20 protein-coding genes are annotated in these 19,603 nt (G+C 61.4%); 16 read left to right on the top strand and 4 right to left on the bottom strand.

What is annotated here, in order from left to right; all coding sequences use genetic code 11:
- Positions 1-6: 6 nt before the first annotated feature.
- Positions 7-1,743 carry a DUF4153 domain-containing protein gene (locus FHS64_RS05760; protein ID WP_167176726.1) on the bottom strand — a complete coding sequence of 579 codons (1,737 nt, stop codon included), beginning with the start codon at positions 1,741-1,743 and terminating at the stop codon, positions 7-9.
- 115 nt (positions 1,744-1,858) lie between these two features.
- On the opposite strand from FHS64_RS05760, the gene FHS64_RS05765 reads away from it, so the two are divergent.
- The 12 genes from FHS64_RS05765 to FHS64_RS05820 all read left to right on the top strand — a co-directional run bounded on the left by FHS64_RS05765 (position 1,859) and on the right by FHS64_RS05820 (position 11,138).
- Positions 1,859-3,658, top strand: a complete 1,800-nt coding sequence (locus tag FHS64_RS05765; protein ID WP_167176728.1) for a M3 family oligoendopeptidase — start codon at positions 1,859-1,861, stop codon at positions 3,656-3,658.
- A 48-nt stretch (positions 3,659-3,706) separates the two neighbouring features.
- Positions 3,707-5,080 carry a serine hydrolase domain-containing protein gene (locus FHS64_RS05770; protein WP_243862815.1) on the top strand — a complete coding sequence of 458 codons (1,374 nt, stop codon included), beginning with the start codon at positions 3,707-3,709 and terminating at the stop codon, positions 5,078-5,080.
- Positions 5,081-5,155: 75 nt separating this feature from the next.
- On the top strand, positions 5,156-5,407 hold the full coding sequence (locus FHS64_RS05775; protein WP_167176730.1) for an aa3-type cytochrome c oxidase subunit IV: 252 nt from the start codon (positions 5,156-5,158) through the stop codon (positions 5,405-5,407).
- Between the two features lie 139 nt (positions 5,408-5,546).
- Positions 5,547-6,680, top strand: a complete 1,134-nt coding sequence (locus tag FHS64_RS05780; RefSeq protein WP_167176732.1) for a Re/Si-specific NAD(P)(+) transhydrogenase subunit alpha — start codon at positions 5,547-5,549, stop codon at positions 6,678-6,680.
- Positions 6,681-6,682: 2 nt separating this feature from the next.
- Positions 6,683-7,003 carry an NAD(P) transhydrogenase subunit alpha part 2 gene (locus FHS64_RS05785; RefSeq protein WP_167176734.1) on the top strand — a complete coding sequence of 107 codons (321 nt, stop codon included), beginning with the start codon at positions 6,683-6,685 and terminating at the stop codon, positions 7,001-7,003.
- 8 nt (positions 7,004-7,011) lie between these two features.
- A complete protein-coding gene (locus FHS64_RS05790) occupies positions 7,012-7,293 on the top strand; it encodes a hypothetical protein (RefSeq protein ID WP_167176736.1) in 282 nt (93 codons plus the stop codon).
- Complete coding sequence (locus tag FHS64_RS05795) at positions 7,290-7,574, top strand: hypothetical protein (protein ID WP_208380656.1); 285 nt, start codon at positions 7,290-7,292, stop codon at positions 7,572-7,574. Before FHS64_RS05790 ends, FHS64_RS05795 begins: the two co-directional genes overlap by 4 nt.
- 17 nt (positions 7,575-7,591) lie before the next feature.
- The gene (locus FHS64_RS05800) at positions 7,592-7,960 is read left to right on the top strand and encodes a hypothetical protein (protein WP_167176738.1); all 369 of its coding nucleotides are present in this window, start codon (positions 7,592-7,594) and stop codon (positions 7,958-7,960) included.
- A 24-nt stretch (positions 7,961-7,984) separates the two neighbouring features.
- Positions 7,985-9,403 carry an NAD(P)(+) transhydrogenase (Re/Si-specific) subunit beta gene (locus tag FHS64_RS05805; RefSeq protein WP_167176740.1) on the top strand — a complete coding sequence of 473 codons (1,419 nt, stop codon included), beginning with the start codon at positions 7,985-7,987 and terminating at the stop codon, positions 9,401-9,403.
- A 68-nt stretch (positions 9,404-9,471) separates the two neighbouring features.
- Positions 9,472-10,218 carry a hypothetical protein gene (locus tag FHS64_RS05810; protein WP_167176744.1) on the top strand — a complete coding sequence of 249 codons (747 nt, stop codon included), beginning with the start codon at positions 9,472-9,474 and terminating at the stop codon, positions 10,216-10,218.
- Positions 10,219-10,231: 13 nt separating this feature from the next.
- A complete protein-coding gene (locus FHS64_RS05815) occupies positions 10,232-10,687 on the top strand; it encodes a hypothetical protein (protein WP_167176746.1) in 456 nt (151 codons plus the stop codon).
- 73 nt (positions 10,688-10,760) lie between these two features.
- Positions 10,761-11,138, top strand: a complete 378-nt coding sequence (locus tag FHS64_RS05820) for a cupin domain-containing protein (RefSeq protein WP_167176748.1) — start codon at positions 10,761-10,763, stop codon at positions 11,136-11,138.
- Between the two features lie 32 nt (positions 11,139-11,170).
- On the opposite strand, the gene FHS64_RS05825 is transcribed toward FHS64_RS05820, so the two are convergent.
- On the bottom strand, positions 11,171-11,452 hold the full coding sequence (locus FHS64_RS05825) for a hypothetical protein (RefSeq protein ID WP_243862816.1): 282 nt from the start codon (positions 11,450-11,452) through the stop codon (positions 11,171-11,173).
- A 100-nt stretch (positions 11,453-11,552) separates the two neighbouring features.
- On the opposite strand from FHS64_RS05825, the gene FHS64_RS05830 reads away from it, so the two are divergent.
- Both FHS64_RS05830 and FHS64_RS05835 read left to right on the top strand, forming a co-directional pair.
- Complete coding sequence (locus tag FHS64_RS05830) at positions 11,553-12,533, top strand: helix-turn-helix transcriptional regulator (RefSeq protein ID WP_208380657.1); 981 nt, start codon at positions 11,553-11,555, stop codon at positions 12,531-12,533.
- A 95-nt stretch (positions 12,534-12,628) separates the two neighbouring features.
- A complete protein-coding gene (locus FHS64_RS05835; protein WP_243862817.1) occupies positions 12,629-14,053 on the top strand; it encodes a hypothetical protein in 1,425 nt (474 codons plus the stop codon).
- A 10-nt stretch (positions 14,054-14,063) separates the two neighbouring features.
- Here the strand turns inward: FHS64_RS05835 and FHS64_RS05840 are convergent, their stop codons facing one another.
- Complete coding sequence (locus FHS64_RS05840; protein WP_167176750.1) at positions 14,064-15,509, bottom strand: helix-turn-helix domain-containing protein; 1,446 nt, start codon at positions 15,507-15,509, stop codon at positions 14,064-14,066.
- Between the two features lie 155 nt (positions 15,510-15,664).
- On the opposite strand from FHS64_RS05840, the gene aceA reads away from it, so the two are divergent.
- On the top strand, positions 15,665-16,942 hold the full coding sequence (gene aceA, locus FHS64_RS05845) for an isocitrate lyase (RefSeq protein ID WP_167176752.1): 1,278 nt from the start codon (positions 15,665-15,667) through the stop codon (positions 16,940-16,942).
- A gap of 36 nt (positions 16,943-16,978) precedes the next feature.
- A complete protein-coding gene (locus tag FHS64_RS05850; protein ID WP_167176754.1) occupies positions 16,979-17,188 on the top strand; it encodes a hypothetical protein in 210 nt (69 codons plus the stop codon).
- 63 nt (positions 17,189-17,251) lie between these two features.
- Here the strand turns inward: FHS64_RS05850 and FHS64_RS05855 are convergent, their stop codons facing one another.
- The gene (locus tag FHS64_RS05855; RefSeq protein WP_167176756.1) at positions 17,252-19,522 is read right to left on the bottom strand and encodes a hybrid sensor histidine kinase/response regulator; all 2,271 of its coding nucleotides are present in this window, start codon (positions 19,520-19,522) and stop codon (positions 17,252-17,254) included.
- Between the last annotated feature and the right edge of the window lie 81 nt (positions 19,523-19,603).

Raw genomic sequence — 19,603 nt, forward strand, 5'->3', positions numbered from 1 at the left:
TTCTTTTTAAGGCTGACAGTCCAGCTCGGGTGCGAAGTCCATAACAAGTCCGCCTAATTCAATGGGCTGGACGGAATTGTGGGGCGCGCTCTTGGGCGTATTATCCTTAAGGGCGGTTTTGGGCTGAACGGGTTTGCAGTCGGCGCGACGCGAGAAATTACCCTTGTTTACCCATGAACCTTCACTGTCCCGACTAAAGACACGGATCTGTCCATAGACGGCCAGCAGGACATCCTCGCTGCCATCCGCGTCATAATCATACAGGCGTGCGGTGCAGGGATCGGTTGCCGGACACTCGAAGCCAAACTCGGATGCTTTCAGGGTATCGACAAACCCTTCGGGCAGGGTGGTGCCTTCGGGCAGGATGGTGAGGGCGGGGTTACTGGCGACGGGCTCGACATAGCGGTTTTCCAGCGCCGCCTTGGCCTTGGTCGCAATGGCGGTGTCCTTGGACTTGGCCAGTTCCTCGAGGGCGGCGCGCCCGCGTTTGCCAGCCTGCCAACCCAGCCACGAATAGGGAATGGCATCGGCTTTCAGCGTGCCGCTCTCAAGACGGGCCAACTGGTTGTTGACCGATAACTGCTGCGGATTCAGCCACGGCGTCGAATAGCCGACCAGTGTCGCGGTGGTGATGATGGCGGCGACCACATTGGTCCCCTCCAGCCATGGCAGCCAGCCGCCACCACGGTTGCGCCCCATGAACTGGGCCAGCACATAGCCGACGGCATAGATCAGACCGATGACCGCCGCCGTAATGGCGACGATGCGCGATACGGTCAGGCCATGCTGGCCGATGCGGACCGAGACGGCCCACAGCGCAAACAGGGTCATCGGCAGCAACAGCACACAGCCAACGCGCAAGGTCATACGCAGGAAGGCGGTGCCGGTCAGATGCTCGCCACCATCCTGATAGGCGGTGTTGATAAGGATGATGAGACCGGCCGATGCGGCCAGCATCAGACCCGAAGGGCTGAGCGAAGAGTGAAGCTCGGACAGGCCGGCCAGTGGCAGGGTAATCAAGAAGGCCGCCGCCAGAAACACAGCCACCGGCAGCAGCCATGACAGCAGGGTCAGGGCCACGGTACGGATGCCCTGTGTCAGGCCGTCACGCACATCGCTAAGCTCGACGCCCAGCGCGAACAACAGTGAGGAAGCGAAGAAGACGAACCATTCCTCGGAAATCATATCCTCGACAAAATCGATGCCGATGGCATTGAACAGGGCGGCACCCAACCACAGGATCAGCCAGAACACGCCAAGGAACATCAGGGCCAGAACCAGCTGGATACCGGCCTTCCACGCGGCCTCGTAATACTGGTCATAGGGGGCAAAGGCCTGACCGCTACGGAGGGCGGGAATAATCAGGTGGTGGGCACAGAACAGGGCCGCAGGCAGGCAGATGGCCATGACCAGAAAGACATTGTCATTGTCCGGCAACAGACCGCTGCTGAGACCGATAGCGGCCAGAAGCGCGGTGGCAATACCTGTCCAGATCAGGCTGGCACGGAATGAAATCTGGCCGATAGCCGCAAGGCCGACCGGCACCGCATAGGATGCAACCAGCGCCCATGCCGCCAGAAAACCGGTATTGATGTCGTTCAGCTTGGTGGTACGATAAAGGCCATAGAGCAGCGCACCCTGAATAAGGCCCAGCACCAAACGGACCAGCAATCGCGGCGGTCCTTCCTGCAGTTGCGTCCGGCGCAGTCCAGTACGGCTATTGGGCGAAAACAAGCGATCCATGGCAGTGCCCCTATCAGGTTCGATGGCGCACAATGGCAGTTTACATGCGTGTGACAAGTTACAGTTACGCTACGCGCCCTTGCCAGAAAGCCTGCGGCTCCCCAAAACCATAGGCATGAACGCGCCCGTAAAAACGACCGAATTCGCCGATGCCCCTCTGTGGGACCTGTCCGACCTGTATGCCTCGCGCGAGGATGCGCGCATTGGCACCGATCTGGATCGCGCCCGTGATCTGGTGGGGCAGTTGAACGCCTATCAGGGCAGGCTGTCGGCCCTGTCCGGTGCGGAACTGGGCAAGGCACTGGATCATGCCATCCGTCTTTATGAAGAGGCGGGCGAGATTTTGGGCGCACTGGGGGCGTTTGCGTTTCTGGGGGCCTCGACCGACCGCGAGAACGCGGCGGCGCAGAGCTTTGAAGCCGACCTGCGCGAAAAGATCACGGCCATTGCCACGCCCACGGTCTGGGTGACGCTGGAAATCAATGCGCTGGACGACGGGGCGGTAAAGGCCGCGCTGGAGGCGTTCGAGCCTGCCCGTCGCTGGTCGCCCTGGCTGCGCCGTCTGCGGGCGATGAAACCGCATGAACTGTCGCAAGAACTGGAAACCTTTATCGCCGAGCGCGGGCCGCTTTCGGCCCAGTGGCCACGCCTGTTCGACGAGACACTGGCGGCCATGCGGGCCGATGTGGATGGCGAGAAGCTGACCCTGTCCGAAGGTCTGAACCGTCTCAGCGATACGGATGCGCAGGTGCGCCGCAAGGCCGGTCAGGCCATGACCGAAGCCTTCAACGGCATCACCCGCACCATGGCCATGGTGCTGAACACGGTGGCCGCCGAAAAGGCGCTGGAGGACAAAAAGCGCGGCTTTGCCCGTCCGGCTGACAGCCGCCATCTGGGCAACGAGGTTCACGGCGAATCCGTCGATGCCATGGCCGATGCGGTAGCCGGGGCCTATCCGCGTATCGCCCATCGCTATTACGCCCTCAAGGCCAAGCTGTTGGGCCAGGACCGGTTGAACCACTGGGACCGCAATGCCCCCTTGGGAGCAGCCGGTGCCAAGACCTATGACTGGAAGGGCGGGCGCGAACTGGTCATGGCCAGCTTTGCAGACCTCGGCGGAGACTTTGCCGAGCGTGCGGGCTGGTTCTTTGATCGCCCGTGGATTGATGCCCGTCCGCGTGCAGGCAAACAGTCGGGCGCCTATTCGCATCCGGTGACGGCAGGCACCCACCCCTATGTGTTCCTGAACTGGATGGGCGAGCGTCGCGACGTGCTGACACTGGCGCACGAACTGGGCCATGGTGTGCACCAGACACTGGCGGCAGAGCAGGGCGGCTTGCTGGCCGATACGCCGCTGACGCTGGCGGAAACGGCATCGATCTTTGCCGAGGGTCTGACCTTTGACCGCCTGCTGTCGGAAGCGACCGATGAAGACCGTCGCGCCCTGTTGGCGGGCCGGATCGAGGATGGTCTGAACACGGTGGTGCGCCAGATCGCTTTCCACCGCTTTGAAACCCGTCTGCATGACGAACGCGCCTCGGGCGAGCTGTCGGTCGAGCGCATCAGCCAGATCTGGACCGAGGAACTGACGGCCAGCCTTGGTCCGTCGGTGAACCTTGAGGGCTACGAGAACTGGTGGGCCTATGTCAGCCACTTCGTCCACTCGCCCTTCTATGTCTATGCCTATGCGTTCGGTGACCTGCTGGTGGCGGCACTGATGGAAACGCGGGCGAAAGACCCTGAAGGCTTTACGCCGCTCTATCGCCAGTTGCTGGCCGATGGCGGGACCAAAACCTATGTCGAGGCGCTGGAGCCGTTCGGCCTCAATCCGCGCGATCCGGCCTTCTGGACCATCGGCACCAAGCGGCTGGAAGGTCTGGTGGACCAGTTCGAGGCGCTTTGCGTTAGCAACTAGTGTTCGAATAGCGTTGACAGCTAAGGCCAAGGCAGAAACCTTGGCCGGATGAAAACCCTGTATTCCGAACGTGTGTTGTCCATCTGTGTAGCCGTCGCGGCGCTGGCGTTTCCGGCGCAGGCGATGGCGCAAATGCCCGAGGCTATTGCCAGCCAGCCCGCCCATCAGCGGGCGCTGGCGGCGGGCTATAAGGCGCTGACGGTCTGTAGCGCCCTGAAAACGGCCGAGGAGGCGGGAAGCTCGCGCACTGTCGCCAGTGTCGAGGCCAATGAACTGGTGGGCATCTATGCCGAGTTGGCCCCCATCATCGGTCATCTGGTCGCCGAGGTATCGGCACAGGGGGTGAGCGTAGCTTGGGACGATCAGGCCCCCGCCCGCGTGGCCACATACCGTCCGGGGCAGGGCTGTGTGATCCAGCCGATGGGATATGTTTCCGGTTCGAACTTGGCCCCTGTCACGCGCCATTCGGATGCGAAAGACCTGCCGACCGGCGCGGTAGCGGGCGATGCTGTCGCCCTTGAGCGCGTGATCCAGAGCGCACTCACTCAAGGTTATGGCGCAGGCACCAATACGACCGGCGTGGTGGTTCTCCAGAACGGCAAGCGTGTTGCTGAATCCTATGCCGAAGGGTTCGGGCCGGACACGCCACAACGCACATGGTCGGTGGCCAAGAGTATTGCGGGCACCCTGATCGGGGCGGCGGTCCAGCGCGGCGAGGTCAAGGTTTCGGACAGGGCGGATATCGCCAACTGGCAGATGGCCGGTGATCCCCGTGCGGCCATCACCATCGAGAGCCTGATGCGGATGTCATCGGGCCTGACCAGCGACACGGCGGGTAACCGCACCGATGCCCTGTATTTTGGCGGCACGACCGCCGACGAACAGGCTGCGGGCTGGCCGCTGCTGCATCCGGTTGGCTCGACCTATCGCTATGCCAATAACGACACCCTGTTGGCGGTCATGGCGATTGCCAAGGGATTCGAGGTAAATCCACCCGCCGCCTTTTTTGACCGTCTGGGCATGAGCCGCACCTATGCCGAAACGGACTGGCGCGGGAACTATATCCTGTCCTCACAGGTCTGGACGACGGCGCGCGACCTGTCGCGTCTGGGCCAGCTTTATCTGGATGACGGGGTTTGGGAGGGTGAGCGCATCCTGCCGCAAGGCTGGGGGGCGTTTGTATCGACGCCTTCGGGGCCACAGCCGCCAACGGGCAATTTCGGTTATGGCGCGACCTTCTGGGTGTTTAACCGCTCGGACGGAGTGCCTGCCGATACCTATGCGGCCAATGGAAATCGCGGCCAGTATATTGTCATCATACCCAGCCGAAGGACCGTGATTGTGCGTCGCGGCGAGGACCCTGCGGGCAAGAGTTTCGATGTTGCGGCCTTCACCCGCGATGTTCTGGCGACATTGGATTGAACGAAGGCCTTGAGTGGCAGGAACTCGGCGCTATAAGACAACGTCGAAATCCTGACTCATTTTACCGGAAGTCCCATGGCTGACCAACACGCTGAAACCGCTCACGATCACGTCCACGGCAAGATGGAAACCTCGGCCCAGTCTTCGATGTACCTCTTGTTCCTCGAAATGGTGAAGTGGTGCTCGCTGTCCATGGCGGCCCTGATCCTGATGCTGGTGGTTTGGTTTGCCGTTGGTGCCGGTTTCATCGCCGGTTTTGTTTCGGCAGCGGTGGTCTCTGTCGTCGGTTTCTTTGCCCTGCGCGGTAAAAAGAGCGAACAACACTGAGTTCAGGGCAGTTTCTGTCTTTGAAAAGGCCCGCTAGATGATGGCGGGCTTTTTTATTGCGCGATTTGGCGTTGTCGCGCTTGATTGGCGCTCATGATTATCTAACACTGATTTTTGAGGGGAAATCAGGAGCAGAATCTTGGCTATCGCCATTGCCGTAACCCGCGAGCGCCGCGAGGGGGAAACCCGTTGTGCCGCAACGCCGGAAACCGTGAAGAAGCTGCTGGCACTGGGGGCCAGTGTGACGGTCGAATCGGGGACCGGCGCGGGCTCGTCGATTTCGGACGCCGATTATGAGGCCGCAGGGGCCAAGGTCACATCCGATCTGGCGGCTGTTCTAGCCGGTGCCGATGTGTTGCTGAAAGTGCGCGGTCCCACCGCATCGGAAACCAGCGCCCTGAAATCGGGCACAGTTGTGGTCGGTATGCTGGACGCCTATCGCGACAAGGCGACGGTGGATGCCCTTAAAGGGCAGGGGGCCAGTGCCTTTGCCATGGAGTTTGTCCCGCGCATCACCCGCGCACAGGTGATGGATGTGCTGTCATCACAGGCCAACCTTGCCGGATATCGCGCGGTGATCGAGGCGGCCCATACCTATGGTCGCGGCTTTCCCATGATGATGACGGCAGCGGGTACGGTGGCGGCGGCCAAGGTATTTGTCATGGGCGCAGGTGTGGCGGGGCTTCAGGCCATTGCCACGGCGCGGCGTCTGGGGGCGGTGGTCACCGCAACCGATGTGCGCCCCGCCGCCAAGGAACAGGTCGAGAGCCTCGGGGCCAAGTTCGTGGCGGTCGAGGACGAAGAGTTCAAAGCTGCTGAAACGGCGGGCGGCTATGCCAAACAGATGTCGGCCGAATATCAGGCCAAACAGGCCGAACTGACCGCCAGCCACATTGTCAAACAGGATGTGGTCATCACCACGGCCCTGATCCCCGGACGTGCTGCGCCTGTTCTGGTCACGGCGGCGCATGTGGCCTCGATGAAGGCGGGATCGGTGATTGTCGATCTGGCCGTCGAGGCGGGCGGCAATGTCGAAGGCTCAAAGCCCGACCAGATTGCCACCACAGCCAATGGCGTAAAGATTGTCGGCTGGAATAACATGGCCGGACGGATCGCCGCCGATGCCAGTGCGCTCTATGCCCGTAACCTCGTGGCCTTTGTCGGCCTGATGGTGAAGGACGGGGTGCTGGCTATTGATCTGGAAGATGAAATCCTGAAAGCCGCCATGGTGACCCATCAGGGGCAGGTGGTGCATGAGGGACTTGGAGGCTGAAAATGGAATACGTCGATCCTACCGTCTTTCGTCTAGCCATCTTCGTATTGGCCATTTTCGTGGGCTATTATGTGGTGTGGAGCGTCACGCCCGCCCTGCATACGCCGCTGATGGCGGTGACGAATGCCATTTCCTCGGTGATTATCGTCGGCGGCCTGATGGCGGCGGCGGCCTTTAGCGGGCAAGGGGTTGGCGGGGCACAGGCGTGGATTGCCAAGGGAGCCGGTATTGCGGCTGTCACCTTGGCCAGTGTGAATATTTTCGGCGGCTTCATGGTCACGCGCAGGATGCTGGCCATGTACCGCAAAAAGGATAAGCGTTGAGTATGGGTATGAGTATTTCACCGGCGTTGATCATCACCATCATAGCGGTGGCGATTGCGCTGGTTCTGTTGCTGGTTGCGTTTGGAAGCCGTCTGCCGGAGCGTATGCGCCGGATCGTGGAGCTGTTGGTTTCGGTGGGTTATCCGGCGGTGGTCGGGCTGTTATTCGCCGGCTTGGGCCTAGAGCGCTACCAGAGTGGTGAAACGACACCTGCAATCGGTTTTGGAGTGGGGGCTGTGCTGATGGTTCTGTTGACGGTGCGGGCGATCCGCCGCCAGAGCAGGGCATGACGATGACGCCTGTCGAGGCTTCGATCTATCTGGCCTGGGGTTTGATTGCCTATGGGTTCGGCCTGTGGATGTGGAGCTGGAGCAAGGCGCTGCCACCACTGGTGCGACTGCGTTATCAAGACTGTGGCGTGGTGATCGTGTTCTCGGCCAATCTGGCGCTTTATGCCCTGCGAGGCCGTGAACTGGGTTTTCTGGATTGGCTTCTGGTCATCCTCGGACCACTGTTCATAAGCTCTGCCTTATGGCGTCTGATCCGGACCCAGAGCTTTATCAAATCCTGACTGTGACTGAGTGAGTTATGAAGACTGTTGTTTCGATTTTGACGGCTGGTGCGGCTCTGTTGGCCGCTTCTGTTGCGACGGCCCAGCCCAAGGAAGTGGCGGGTAATCTGGACGGTGGCCTGCCTTGGGCCGTGGCGGCGCAGGACGGTACTGCGTGGCGTCTGGAATGTCGTTTCCGTCCGGTCGCCATCCGTGGCGTCTATCAGAACCGCATGACCCGCGAGGGCAAGGGCGCATCGACGGGCAACCTGCCTGCGGACAACGGCAGCTGCACCCTGACCCGTCTGTCGGGCGAGGGAAATATCGGTGTGGCGCTCGTCAAAGACGGCACGCCTACGGCGGCGGGTTCCATCGGAACAACACCGGCGATCATCAACGTCTTCTGATCCGGGGATCAAGGGGGAGGGGTAATGAAGGCTTCTATCGCAGCACTGGCCTATTTGGTGGCGGGGGTGCTGTTCATCCTCTCCCTTCGTGGCCTCTCCAGCCCCGAAACCAGCCGCCGTGGCAATATGCTCGGCATGACCGGCATGGCGCTGGCCATTGGCGTGACCCTTGCGCTGTTGGCCAGTACGGGTGCGCTTGATCCGGTGACGCTGGCCCTGATTGCGGGCGGCGTGATTGTCGGCGGCGGGGCAGGGGCGGTGATCGCCAACCGCGTGCCGATGACGGCTATGCCGCAACTGGTGGCGGCGTTCCACTCTCTGGTGGGGATGGCGGCCTGTCTGGTGGCCGTGGGGGCGGTCTATGCGCCCGACGCCTTTGGCATTGCGACTGTCTCTGGCGGCATCAAGACCCTGTCACTGGTCGAGTTAAGTCTCGGCGTGGCGATCGGGGCCATTACCTTTACCGGCTCGGTCATCGCCTTTGCCAAGCTGAACGGCAATATGAGCGGTGCGCCCATTCTGTTGCCCGCGCGTCATTTGATCAATATCGGGCTGCTGGCGGCGCTGGTGTTTCTGATCGGTATTCTGATCGGGACGGGCGGCACGGCGATCTGGGCCTTCTGGCTGGTCTTTGCCATTGCGCTGGTTCTGGGTGCGACCCTGATTATTCCCATTGGCGGTGCGGACATGCCGGTGGTGGTGTCGATGCTCAACTCCTATTCGGGTTGGGCGGCGGCGGCGCTGGGCTTTACGCTGGAAAACATCGCGCTGATTATTACCGGCGCTCTGGTCGGCTCGTCGGGTGCGATCCTCAGCTACATCATGTGCAAGGGCATGAACCGCAGCTTCATCAGCGTGATCCTTGGCGGTTTCGGGGCCGATACGACCGCCGGTGGCGGTGAAGGGCGTGTGGAAACGCGCCCTGTCAAACAAGGCTCTGCCGAAGACGCCGCCTTCATCATGAAGAACGCCTCCAAGGTCATCATCGTGCCGGGTTACGGCATGGCGGTGGCGCAGGCCCAGCACGCCCTTCGTGAAATGGCCGACAAGCTCAAAGAAGAGGGCGTCGAGGTCAAATACGCCATCCACCCTGTGGCAGGACGTATGCCAGGCCACATGAACGTGCTGCTGGCCGAGGCCAATGTGCCTTATGACGAGGTGTTCGAACTGGAAGACATCAACTCCGAGTTTGCCTCTGCCGATGTGGCCTTTGTCATCGGGGCCAATGACGTCACCAATCCTGCGGCCAAGACCGATCCGCAAAGCCCGATCTTCGGCATGCCCATTCTGGATGTCGAAAAGGCGGGCACGGTGCTGTTCGTCAAGCGCGGCATGGCGGCGGGCTATGCCGGTGTCGAGAACGAGTTGTTCTTCCGTGACAACACCATGATGCTGTTTGCCGATGCCAAGAAGATGGTCGAGGGCATCGTCAAAGGACTGTAGATTTTGCCGAACCAATACCCGCCAAAGGCGTTGGTAGGCGTTGTCATAAAGTAGGCTTTGGAGGGGCTATGACCGTTCGCGCAATGATGAAGACCGTGGCTGTGGCAGGTGGCATTCTGGCACTGGCCGCCTGTGGCTCGAAAGAGGATGCCGCCAAACCGGCCGAGGCGGCGGTGACGGTGGCAGAGGCGGATGCCACAGAGGCCGTCGCCGATACGGCGGCTGCGCCTCAGGCTGCTGCGGGCGGTGTGCTGATGGATGCCATGATGGGTGTTCAGGTGGCCTATCTGGAATCCAAACTGGGTCCGGCACGCAATGTGTCGGGCGATGAGCGGACCTATGAAATCGGTGGTTGCCGCGTCAGGGTTCACACCGACGACAACGAGGTTACAGGCTATATCGTGCCGATGACCCAGCCCTGTTCCGCACAGGCCATGGCCGCGCTCAAGGCGTTTGATCTGCCGCAGAAGCTGAACCTGACCATGGGCGAGTTTGCGACCAGCCGTGACAATACAAGGTTCAAGGCCGATTGCCTGACGCTGTGCGGTAATGCCGCCGACCCGTGGGTCTATCTGGAAAGCGAAGGTTTGCGTTCCATGCCGGGGATCCGTGCAGGGGCCGTACTGGTCGGCGATGCCACGATTGATGCGTCCTTCCGTATTCGCGATGCCATCAAGGCCAAGATGGGCGAGGACTATGTGGTCGATGCCGGTTTCAACTGCACGACCGAGTTCAATGCTCTGGCCCAGCGCGAGCTGAAAGATGTCCGCATTGACGAGATCGAGGTGGGCTATACGCCGCTGGGTCGTTGCTGATGCCGGTTCAGGCTTGACCAGAACACGCGTAATCTTGCGCGCCGGTGCCCTTGTGGTGCCGGCGTTTGCTTTACTGGCCGCATGTTCGGCGATGATTGGGGTGCATATTGGCGGTTCGCTGGAACAGCCTGTGGCCCGTTTCGGCAATGATGTCGCCAAGCCGGAAAAGGCCTGTGTGAATGGCTTCTCTGTTCAGGAAGTATCGCACCCGCGAATGGCCCCTGTCTGGTCGGTTCAGGCCGAGGGTAGCAGGTGCCGCAGACTGGAACTGGTCATTTACGGGCAAGCCCCGAAAGGGTTTGAAACCGCCATACCTGCATCGCCCCTTCGTGCGGGTGTCCGCTATTATGTCAGGGCTTCGGGCCAGACAGGCGGGCCGTTGACGCGCGTGCCGTGGATGGGGGGCGGCGACTATATTTTTGAGGATGGTGCATGGCGTCCGGTCGATCCGCGCCAGCTTCAACCTTGAAGAATGCGTCTGCCTTGGCAGGGGCGGACGGATCACCTTATAGGCTGGGTATGCACCCTGCACGGCCACGATCATGAGCGACAGCGAAGACGGCTTCACCGCCGAGGAAGTGGCGATGAATCTGGGTCTGTCACCACACCCCGAGGGCGGATATTTCCGCCTGTTTCCGGGGCAGGAACCGGATGCCGAACGTGTGGCGACCTATCGGCTTTTGATCGCGGACAGTGATCCGCAATGGGTGCCGATGGATCAGGAAGAGATGTGGACCTGCTATATGGGCGGGCCACTGAGGCTGGAAATCGCTACGGGCGGGCCGGTGCACAGCGAAAGCTCGAATGCGGGTGACGGCCACTGGATGAGCGCACCGGCGGGGGCGTGGGTGCGTCTGGTGCCGCAAGGTGCATGGGCGCTGGCGGGTCGTATCGCCAAGCCCGATCCGCAGTTGCATTAAACTTAGGCAGCCCAGTCTTAGGTAGCCCAGTCTTAGGCAGCCATGGCGGGGTTTTCAGAAGCGGCGCGGAACTCGTCCCACATCGCGTCTTCGTCGGAATAGCGGCCCAGCGGCGCGCAAATCACATCGACCACCTGTTCTTCCTGACGATCCCAGATGACGGCCAGATCGGTTTCCGTCTCGCACGGTACGATCAGATAGCGCTCGGCAAAGCTCTTGCGCTCGAACGGGCGCAGGGTCGGGGCGACCGCATACGGGCTCTGGGCGTTGTTGGCGGTTTGGGCGGCGGCGGTGCGGGCGAAAGAGAAGGCCATCTGTGGAAACTCCTGCTGTTGAGGCGCTCGCCTCTTGCTGACAGGTTGTTTATGAAACAGTATTACGACTAAATCGGACGTACCTCTGTGGAGAAGTTTCATGCGGCATGACAAGGCGGCCATGGTCATTGATCTGGCGCGGGGCATGGCGGCCAGTGCCGAGGGCCTGACCATCAATGAAATGGCATCCCAGATGGGGGTGGGACGACGCACGGCCGAACGCATGCGTGATGCGGTGTTGATGCTGTTCCCGCAGGCCGAGGAAATCAGTGACCCGCCGTCCAAACGCTGGCGTATCCGAGGAGGCCTGTCTTCGTTTGAACAGGCTCCGACCGCCACCGAAATGCTGGAGCTTTCCAAGGCTGCGGCCAGCCTGACGGCCTCGGGTGATCCGTCGCGTGCGGCAGAGTTGCAGGGGCTGGAGCGCAAGATCAAGGCGGCGATGCGGTCCACGACGCTGAACCGGATGGCCCCTGATCTGGAAGCCTTGGTGCGGGCCGAAACCATTGCCGTTCAGGCAGGGCCGAGGCCGGGTGCGGACGAGACGGTATTGGCCACTATTCGCGGGGCTGTTCTGGCCGAAGCGCCGCTGCATTTCATCTATTCGCGTCCGGGGGCCGAGGCCCGCACCCGCATTGTCACGCCCTGTGGCCTGATGTTCGGGCGCGCCAACTATCTGGTGGCCCATGTGCCTGAAGCGGACCGCATCCAGACCTTCCGGCTGGACCGCATGAGCAGCGTCAGCGCTGGCGCAGGGATGGCCCGCCCGCCCGCAGAGTTCGACCTTCCGGCCTTCGCCAGCCAGTCCTTCGGTATCTATCAGGACCAGATCGAGGATGTGGTCTTACGGATTGCGCCCGAGGCCGCCGACGAGGCACGCGGCTGGCGCTGGCACCCGACGCAGGCACTGGAAAATCAGGATGACGGTTCGGTTCTGGTGCGGTTTCGTGCGTCCGGTATGCGCGAACTGGCATGGCATCTGTTTAGCTGGAGCGGACAGGCCCAGATCATCCAGCCCGAGCGCCTTAAAGACGTCATGGCCGAGGAACTGGAAAAGGCCCGCGCCACCATTGCCGGATAACGGTGTAACGGAACCGTGGCTGTATCTTGCCGATTTGTAAGCTGACAGGCGGGGTTTGCTGGCTAGGCTGGCCCTGTAATCGGGAGATTTAAGCTTTGCGTATCGGTATCCCTATGGTGGCGGGTCTGGCCTTGATGGCCGCAGCGGTTTCAGGATGTGCATCGGGCAGCGTCCTGGCGCAGCAAGCACCTATGACGCCGCGTGCCGAGGTCGAGCGGCAGGGCGAGACCCTGCTGGTCCGTTATGAAATGGATCGCGATGCGGCGGTTTGGGTCTTTACGGATTCGGCCCTGATCAGCGAGGTGCGCCAGCCATGGCGACCGACCCAGTGGACGGTGATGACGCCCAATGTGGTGCTGGATCGGACGGGTCATTACGATTTTTTGCGTACGGAAGACGGCAGCCCTGTCCCGCGCACAGTGGAAATCCGCGTGCGGCCCCAGAGTGTAAATTTAGAGGCTGAATATCCGACCCTGAGCTTTACCAACGGGGCGGTGGCCCTGCCGACGGGGCAGATGTCGGTGTTTCCGATGGGCAGCGTGGCCGAGGTGGCGGCCCTGCCTTCGGACCTGAACGGAGTGGATACGCATGTCGGCCCGACGCAGGTGTCGTGGCGCGATCAGGCGGGGCCGGTATTGTTCGCGGGCGAACGCCGCCCGTACCTGATTACCCAGCATGAACGGTCTTATGTCCTGATGGGCGATGCCGATGTGACCCGTAGCGAAGGTCTGACGGCGGTGATTGATCCGGCCTTGCCGGACTGGATGGCGGCCACCCTGTCAGAGGCGGCTCCGGTGACAGGGCAATGGTATCGCCAGCGTCTGGGACCGGCGTCTGCGGGTGCGCAAAAGCCTGTGCTGATGGCGGCATGGCGGGGCGCGACCGAACGGATGACCAGTATGGGCGGCAGTGTTCTGCCCGGTCTGATCGTGATGAATTTTGAAGGGCAGGGGATCACCCAGCCGACGGACAGGGTGCGCGAACGTGCCCTGTGGTTCATTGCCCACGAGGCGGCGCATTTCTGGTTGGGCCAGACGGTGCGCTATGAGTATGCCCGCGACAGCTGGATTACCGAGGGCGGGGCCGATCTGATGGCGGTGAGAGCGCTAAAGGCGCGCGATCCGTCCTATGATGACAAGGCCGAGCTTCAGACCGAGATCGACGACTGCGTGAAATATGCGGGCAAGCCTGTGGCCGAGGCGGGCGCGCGCGGCGAGCATCGCGCCTATTATGCGTGCGGCGCGGTGTTTGCCATGTCGGCCGAGGCGGCGCAAAAAAGCAAGACGGGCGGGGACTTCCTCGATTTTATCGGCCCGCTGATTGATGCCAACCGCGATGACGGCGTGCTGACCTCCAGCGAGTGGTTGATCCATTATGCGGCGGCGGGTGCGCGTATGGAGCAGGCCCGCCTGATGCTGGAAATGATCAATTCGGGTGCACCTGATCCGGCGACCAGTGTGCTGACCCTGCTGGAAGGTTGGGATGTGACCTTGCAGGATGGACGCGTGGTTCTGCGTTAATCGTAAATATCTAGGCGGGTGCGAACGGATACGGGCTGACCGACTTGGCCCAGTCATCGACGGCCAGAGGGCGGTCGATAGGGGCGGCCGCCCGCTCGGCGCACGGGTGGCGGTGGCAGAGGCGACAGGCAGGGCCGATCGGCGTGACCTCGGGATGGGTCAGGTCCAGCCCCTGTGCATGGATCAGCCGGTGCGCGTGTTGCAACTCGCAGCCCATGCCGATGGCCAGATCCTGATTGTCGCCCATGACGTCATGCCCCTGGCGGCTGACCGTGCGGGCAAAGGTGAACCAGCGGCTGGCGGGTTTGCCGTCCTGTTCGGGCGTTTCGATGATCTGGGTGATGATCCGGCCCGGTGTGCGAAAGGCCGAGTGCAGTCGCCAGCGCGGGCAGGCTCCACCAAAGCGCGAGAACGGAAACGCGCCGGTCGCATAGCGTTTGGAGATGTTGCCGGCCTGATCAACCCGCATCAGGAAGAAGGGCACGCCACGCGCCGATGGCCGCGACAGGGTGGTCAGGCGGTGGGCGGCCTGCTCATAGGAAACGCCAAACTTGGCCTGTAGCCGACTGATATCATAGCGGCTTTCCTCGGCCAGACGCTGGAAGGCGGCATAGGGCATCAGGATGGCGGCGGCCAAGGTATTGGTCAGAGCCACCTTCAACAGGTTGCGGGTCGGTTCGTCCGGCGTATTGGCGGCCTCGACCATGGCATTCAGTTCTGGACCATGTTCGGACAGGGCCAACTGGTAGGCGATGGCAAAGGCGCGCGATGATGGCCCCAGCGTCTCGCTGAGCAACAGGCGGCGCATATGCAGGTCAAAACGGCGCGTCCACTGCACCATAACCTCGGCGGGCAGGGTGCGGACCGTCAGCCCGTGACGGGCGGCCAGACGTTGACGGGCGGCGGGCTCGAAGCCCTCGGCATGGGCAGGGCGATCATGCTGGAGGGCGGCAAACAGCGTCTCGCCTAGCGTATCCAGTTCGGGAAAATGGTTGCCGCGTGATTGCAGATATTCGCGCACCCAGTCGGCGGGGGCGCCATCATCCAGACCTTCGCCCTGTTCGTTGGCGGCGCGCATACGGGCGCGCTGGTCGTCAAAGGTTTGGTACAGCCGCAACAGGGCCTCGGCCACGGCGGGGGCTTCCTCGATGGCCTGCATCAGTTCGTGACGCGGGGCGCTGAAACCCTTGAACACCGGATCGGCCAGTATTTCGGACAGACGGGCCGCATCGACCGCGCCCGACTGGTTCAGGGTGCGCAGGTCCACATCATAGGTCTCGGCCAGTTTCAACAGCAGTTGTGCCGAGACGGGGCGCTGGTTGCGCTCGATATGGTTCAGATAGGATGGCGACACGCCGAGGTCTTCGGCCATGGCGGTCTGGGTCAGGCCAAGGTCGCGACGCACCCGTTTGAGGCGAGCACCCAGAAACAGTTTGCGGTCAGCATTATCCTGCATATCAAAGATAGGTCACAATATGACTAAATGCGTCAAGTCATATTGTGACTAAGTGACTTTAATCTCGACGCTGATGGTGTGTCATTTGTGACTTTGGCGTGTTCTCTGGAGGCAACGACGGCTGTGGCCGCGCCCTTCGCAAATCGAGAACGACAATGACGACCTTTGCTGATCTGGTTCCTTCGCCCTCTGGCCGTTTCGACGGTATCGAACGCCCCTACACGCCTGAAGATGTCCTACGTTTGCGCGGCTCGGTGCCGATCACCCATACGCTGGCCGAGCGCGGTGCCAATCGTCTGTGGGAGTTGCTGCACTCGGAACCCTATATCAATGCTCTGGGCGCAGTGACCGGCAACCAAGCCATGCAGATGGTTCGTGCAGGTCTGAAGGCCATCTATCTGTCGGGCTGGCAGGTCGCCGCCGATGCCAATACCGCCGGTGCCATGTATCCGGACCAGTCGCTGTATCCGGCCAATGCCGCACCGGAACTGTGCCGCCGCATCAACCGCACCCTGCAGCGGGCTGACCAGATCGAACATGCCGAGGGCGGCGCAAAGCGCGAATGGTTCGCCCCGATCGTTGCCGATGCCGAGGCCGGTTTCGGTGGTCCTCTGAACAGCTTTGAAATCATGAAGGCCTTCATCGAGGCGGGCGCTGCGGGCGTCCACTTTGAAGACCAACTGGCGTCGGAAAAGAAGTGCGGCCACCTGGGTGGCAAGGTTCTGATCCCGACCCAAGCCCATGAGCGCAACCTGATCGCGGCGCGTCTGGCAGCGGATGTTTGCGGCACCCCGACCCTGACGGTTGCCCGCACGGATGCGGAATCGGCCCAACTGATCACCTCGGATATCGACGAGCGCGACCATCCGTTCATTGACCGCGACAACCGCACGCCGGAAGGCTTCTTCCGCCTGAAGGAAGGCACCGGCCTTGATCACTGCATCGCGCGTGGCCTGTCCTATGCCAAATATGCGGACCTGCTGTGGTGGGAAACCTCGCACCCTGATCTGGACGACGCCAAGCGCTTTGCCGAGGCCGTACAGAAAGAGCATCCGGGCAAGCTGATGGCCTATAACTGCTCGCCATCCTTCAACTGGGAAGCCAAGCTGGACAAGGAAACCATTGCCAAGTTCCAACGCGAACTTGGTGCCATGGGCTACAAGTTCCAGTTCGTGACGCTGGCCGGTTTCCACAGCCTGAACAACGGCATGTTCGAGCTGGCCTCGGGTTATCGCGACCGTGGCATGGCGGCCTATTCCGAGCTGCAACAGCGCGAGTTCAGCAATGAAGCCATCGGCTACACCGCCACCCGCCACCAGCGCGAAGTCGGCACCGGCTATTTCGACGATGTCGCCACTGTCATCTCGCAGGGCCGCTCTTCGACCACGGCTTTGAAAGACTCCACCGAGACGGCCCAGTTCAGCGCCGCCTGATCCCCCGCGTCTACCTATGGAAAGGAGGGTCCCGTCATGGAACCCCTGTCACGACCGCAAGCCATCATCGACTACTGTCTGGCCCCGCTGGGCCTCGACGGAGCAGGCGAGGGCGAGAAGGAAGCCCGTCGCCGACTGGAACATGTGATCAAGACCTTCCAGTCCAAGGTGAGCCGCCCGTTGAGCGTGGATTTCTCGTCCATGCCCAGCCAGGTCATTAACGAGGCCGCCCACGGCTACGAATAGGCTGTGAAAATCAGGAACCGCCCGAAGCTCAGCTTCGGGCGGTTCTTTGTTTTCGTATCAAAGTCAGTGGGGCGCGGCTTTATGCGCGGTCAGTTGATAGGTCAGGTCCAGCAATTGCTGCACATTAAAGGGCTTGGACAGGTGGGCATCTGCGCCCGCATCCATTGAGGCCGAGACATGTTCGGGCATGGCATTGGCGGTCAGCATGATGATCGGTATGTGCGCAATGCCGGTGTCCTTCTCTAGCTGGCGGATCAGGCGCGTGGCGCTAAGCCCGTCCATGACCGGCATCTGCATGTCCATCAGCACCAGATCGAAGGTTCGTGCCGCACAGGCATCCAGCGCCAACTGCCCGTTCTCGACCTCGGTCAGTTGGATATTGTCCTTGTCCAATATCATCTGCACGACGCGGCGGTTGGTGGCGTTGTCGTCGGCCAGCAAGACCTGAAGACTGTCACTGCGCGGTGTCGTGTCCGGCCTTACCGGCGTGCCAATCGTTTCCGGCGCGGTATCGCTGTTCATGGGCGGATTGGGGGCTGTGATCGGTTCCATGGGCAGGATCAGGGTGAAGCTGGAGCCTTGGCCCAGCTGGCTGCTGCCATCAATCGAGCCGCCCATTCGGGTGGCCAGTTCCGTACAGATCGACAGACCAAGACCGGAACCCCCATAGCGGCGGGTGATGTCCTCGTCGGCCTGCTGGAAACGTTCAAACAGGTCACGGCGTTTGGCCGGATCGAAGCCTATGCCTGTGTCATCGACACGGAAAACAACATTGCGATCCTGACGGGTCACAAACAGCGAGATGTGACCTTCGTTGGTGAATTTTACAGCATTGGACAAAAGGTTATTGAGGATCTGTCCTGTGCGGGTGGCATCTCCCATGACCCAGTTCTGAGCGCTGGTGGCAATATGGCAGGAAAGCTGGACGCCTTTCTCGCGGGCCGCATTGGCGTAGAGTTTATGGGTATCATTGACGAGCCGCGTCAGATCGAACGGGGCAGGGCTGATGTGGATCAGGCCGGATTCAATGCGCGCCATATCCAGAATGTCGCTGAGCAGGGTCTGGAGGTTGTCGCTGGACGAGCGGATGATCTCGACCATTTCGCTCTGGGTGCCGCTCAGGGCAGACTGGGACAAGGCCTCGGCCAGAGCGATAATGCCGTTCAGCGGGGTGCGTATTTCGTGGCTCATATTGGCCAGAAACCGGCTCTTGGCCACATTGGCGCTTCGGGCCTGTTCCAGTGCTGTCGCCAGTTCGGCCTCGTGTTTTTTCTGTTCGGTAAAGTCCGACACGGTGCTCACAAGGCCGCGATGGGCAATGCGGCGGTTTTGCAGGCGCAGCCAGTGGTTCTTGTCGCCTGACTGGACCAGCCAGTCGCCCGGACTATGCTCGTTAAGCCGCAGTTCCAGCCCGTCAGGGTGGGCCGAGCTGGCCGTTTCGGACATACGGAATGGAATGGCGGTCTGACGGGCGTGCGAATAGGTCATGCCGACGCGCAAATAGGGGCCGATATCGCGGCTAAGTCTCTGGAAATGGCTGTTCCAGATCACCAGACGCTCGCGCTCGTCATACAGGGCCAAGCCGATCGGCAAAGCCTCGATGGCATTACGCAGGTTGGAAACAAAGCGTAGCTGTGACTGCCATAGAGCGGCAGCAAACAGAACCACACCGAACAACAGGGCGCTGGCGACAGACAGCCCCCAAGCAATCGGCGGGGCGGTCATGGCCCAGCTTGTAGGAGTTGCGGCGAGCATCTGTTCCAGCCCGTATGCCATGCAGGCGGTCAGAGTGGCGCACAAGAACGAGACGATCAGCATTTCCTGCCGGACCGACCGACGCGGGCGGATTGCGGAAATGATGATGAAGGCGAGCGGCGCGGCCACCACAAACATGGCGGCAGTGGTAAGGCGCGACGGATCAAAACCCACGCCTATAGAAAGACGGCACAGGGTCAGTGTGGCCAGACTGCCAAACGCAAAGACGACCAGAATCGCCATTGTATAGAGAAACGGATTGGCGGCACCGGAACGGGCAATCTGTAAGCGCAAAACCCCGGCCATGGTGGCCACTGCCGCGATCTGGCCCAAGGCCGCCAGCCAGATGTTCAGACCATCGGCAAAACCGGAGGGCGAGGCGATATAGCTTGCCCACCACAGGCCGTGGGCGGCGACACACAAGGTGACAATGCTCCACAGTCGTCGTTCGGTGTTGGCGCGGGTCTTGATGACGCTGATGGCCAGCATGGCCGCAATGAGTGTCAGCCAGACAAAGCCCCCGACGGCCAGAATCGACCAATCCGGCGGGGAGATATTCTGGACCGCTATACGCGCCATAGTTCATACCCCTTATTTGGGTACCGATGATATTCAAATAAGGGCCCGTGGATAGCGGCTTATGGGTAAATACTGGAAAAG

It is taken from the genome of Brevundimonas terrae (assembly GCF_011761985.1).
GTDB lineage: Bacteria > Pseudomonadota > Alphaproteobacteria > Caulobacterales > Caulobacteraceae > Brevundimonas > Brevundimonas terrae.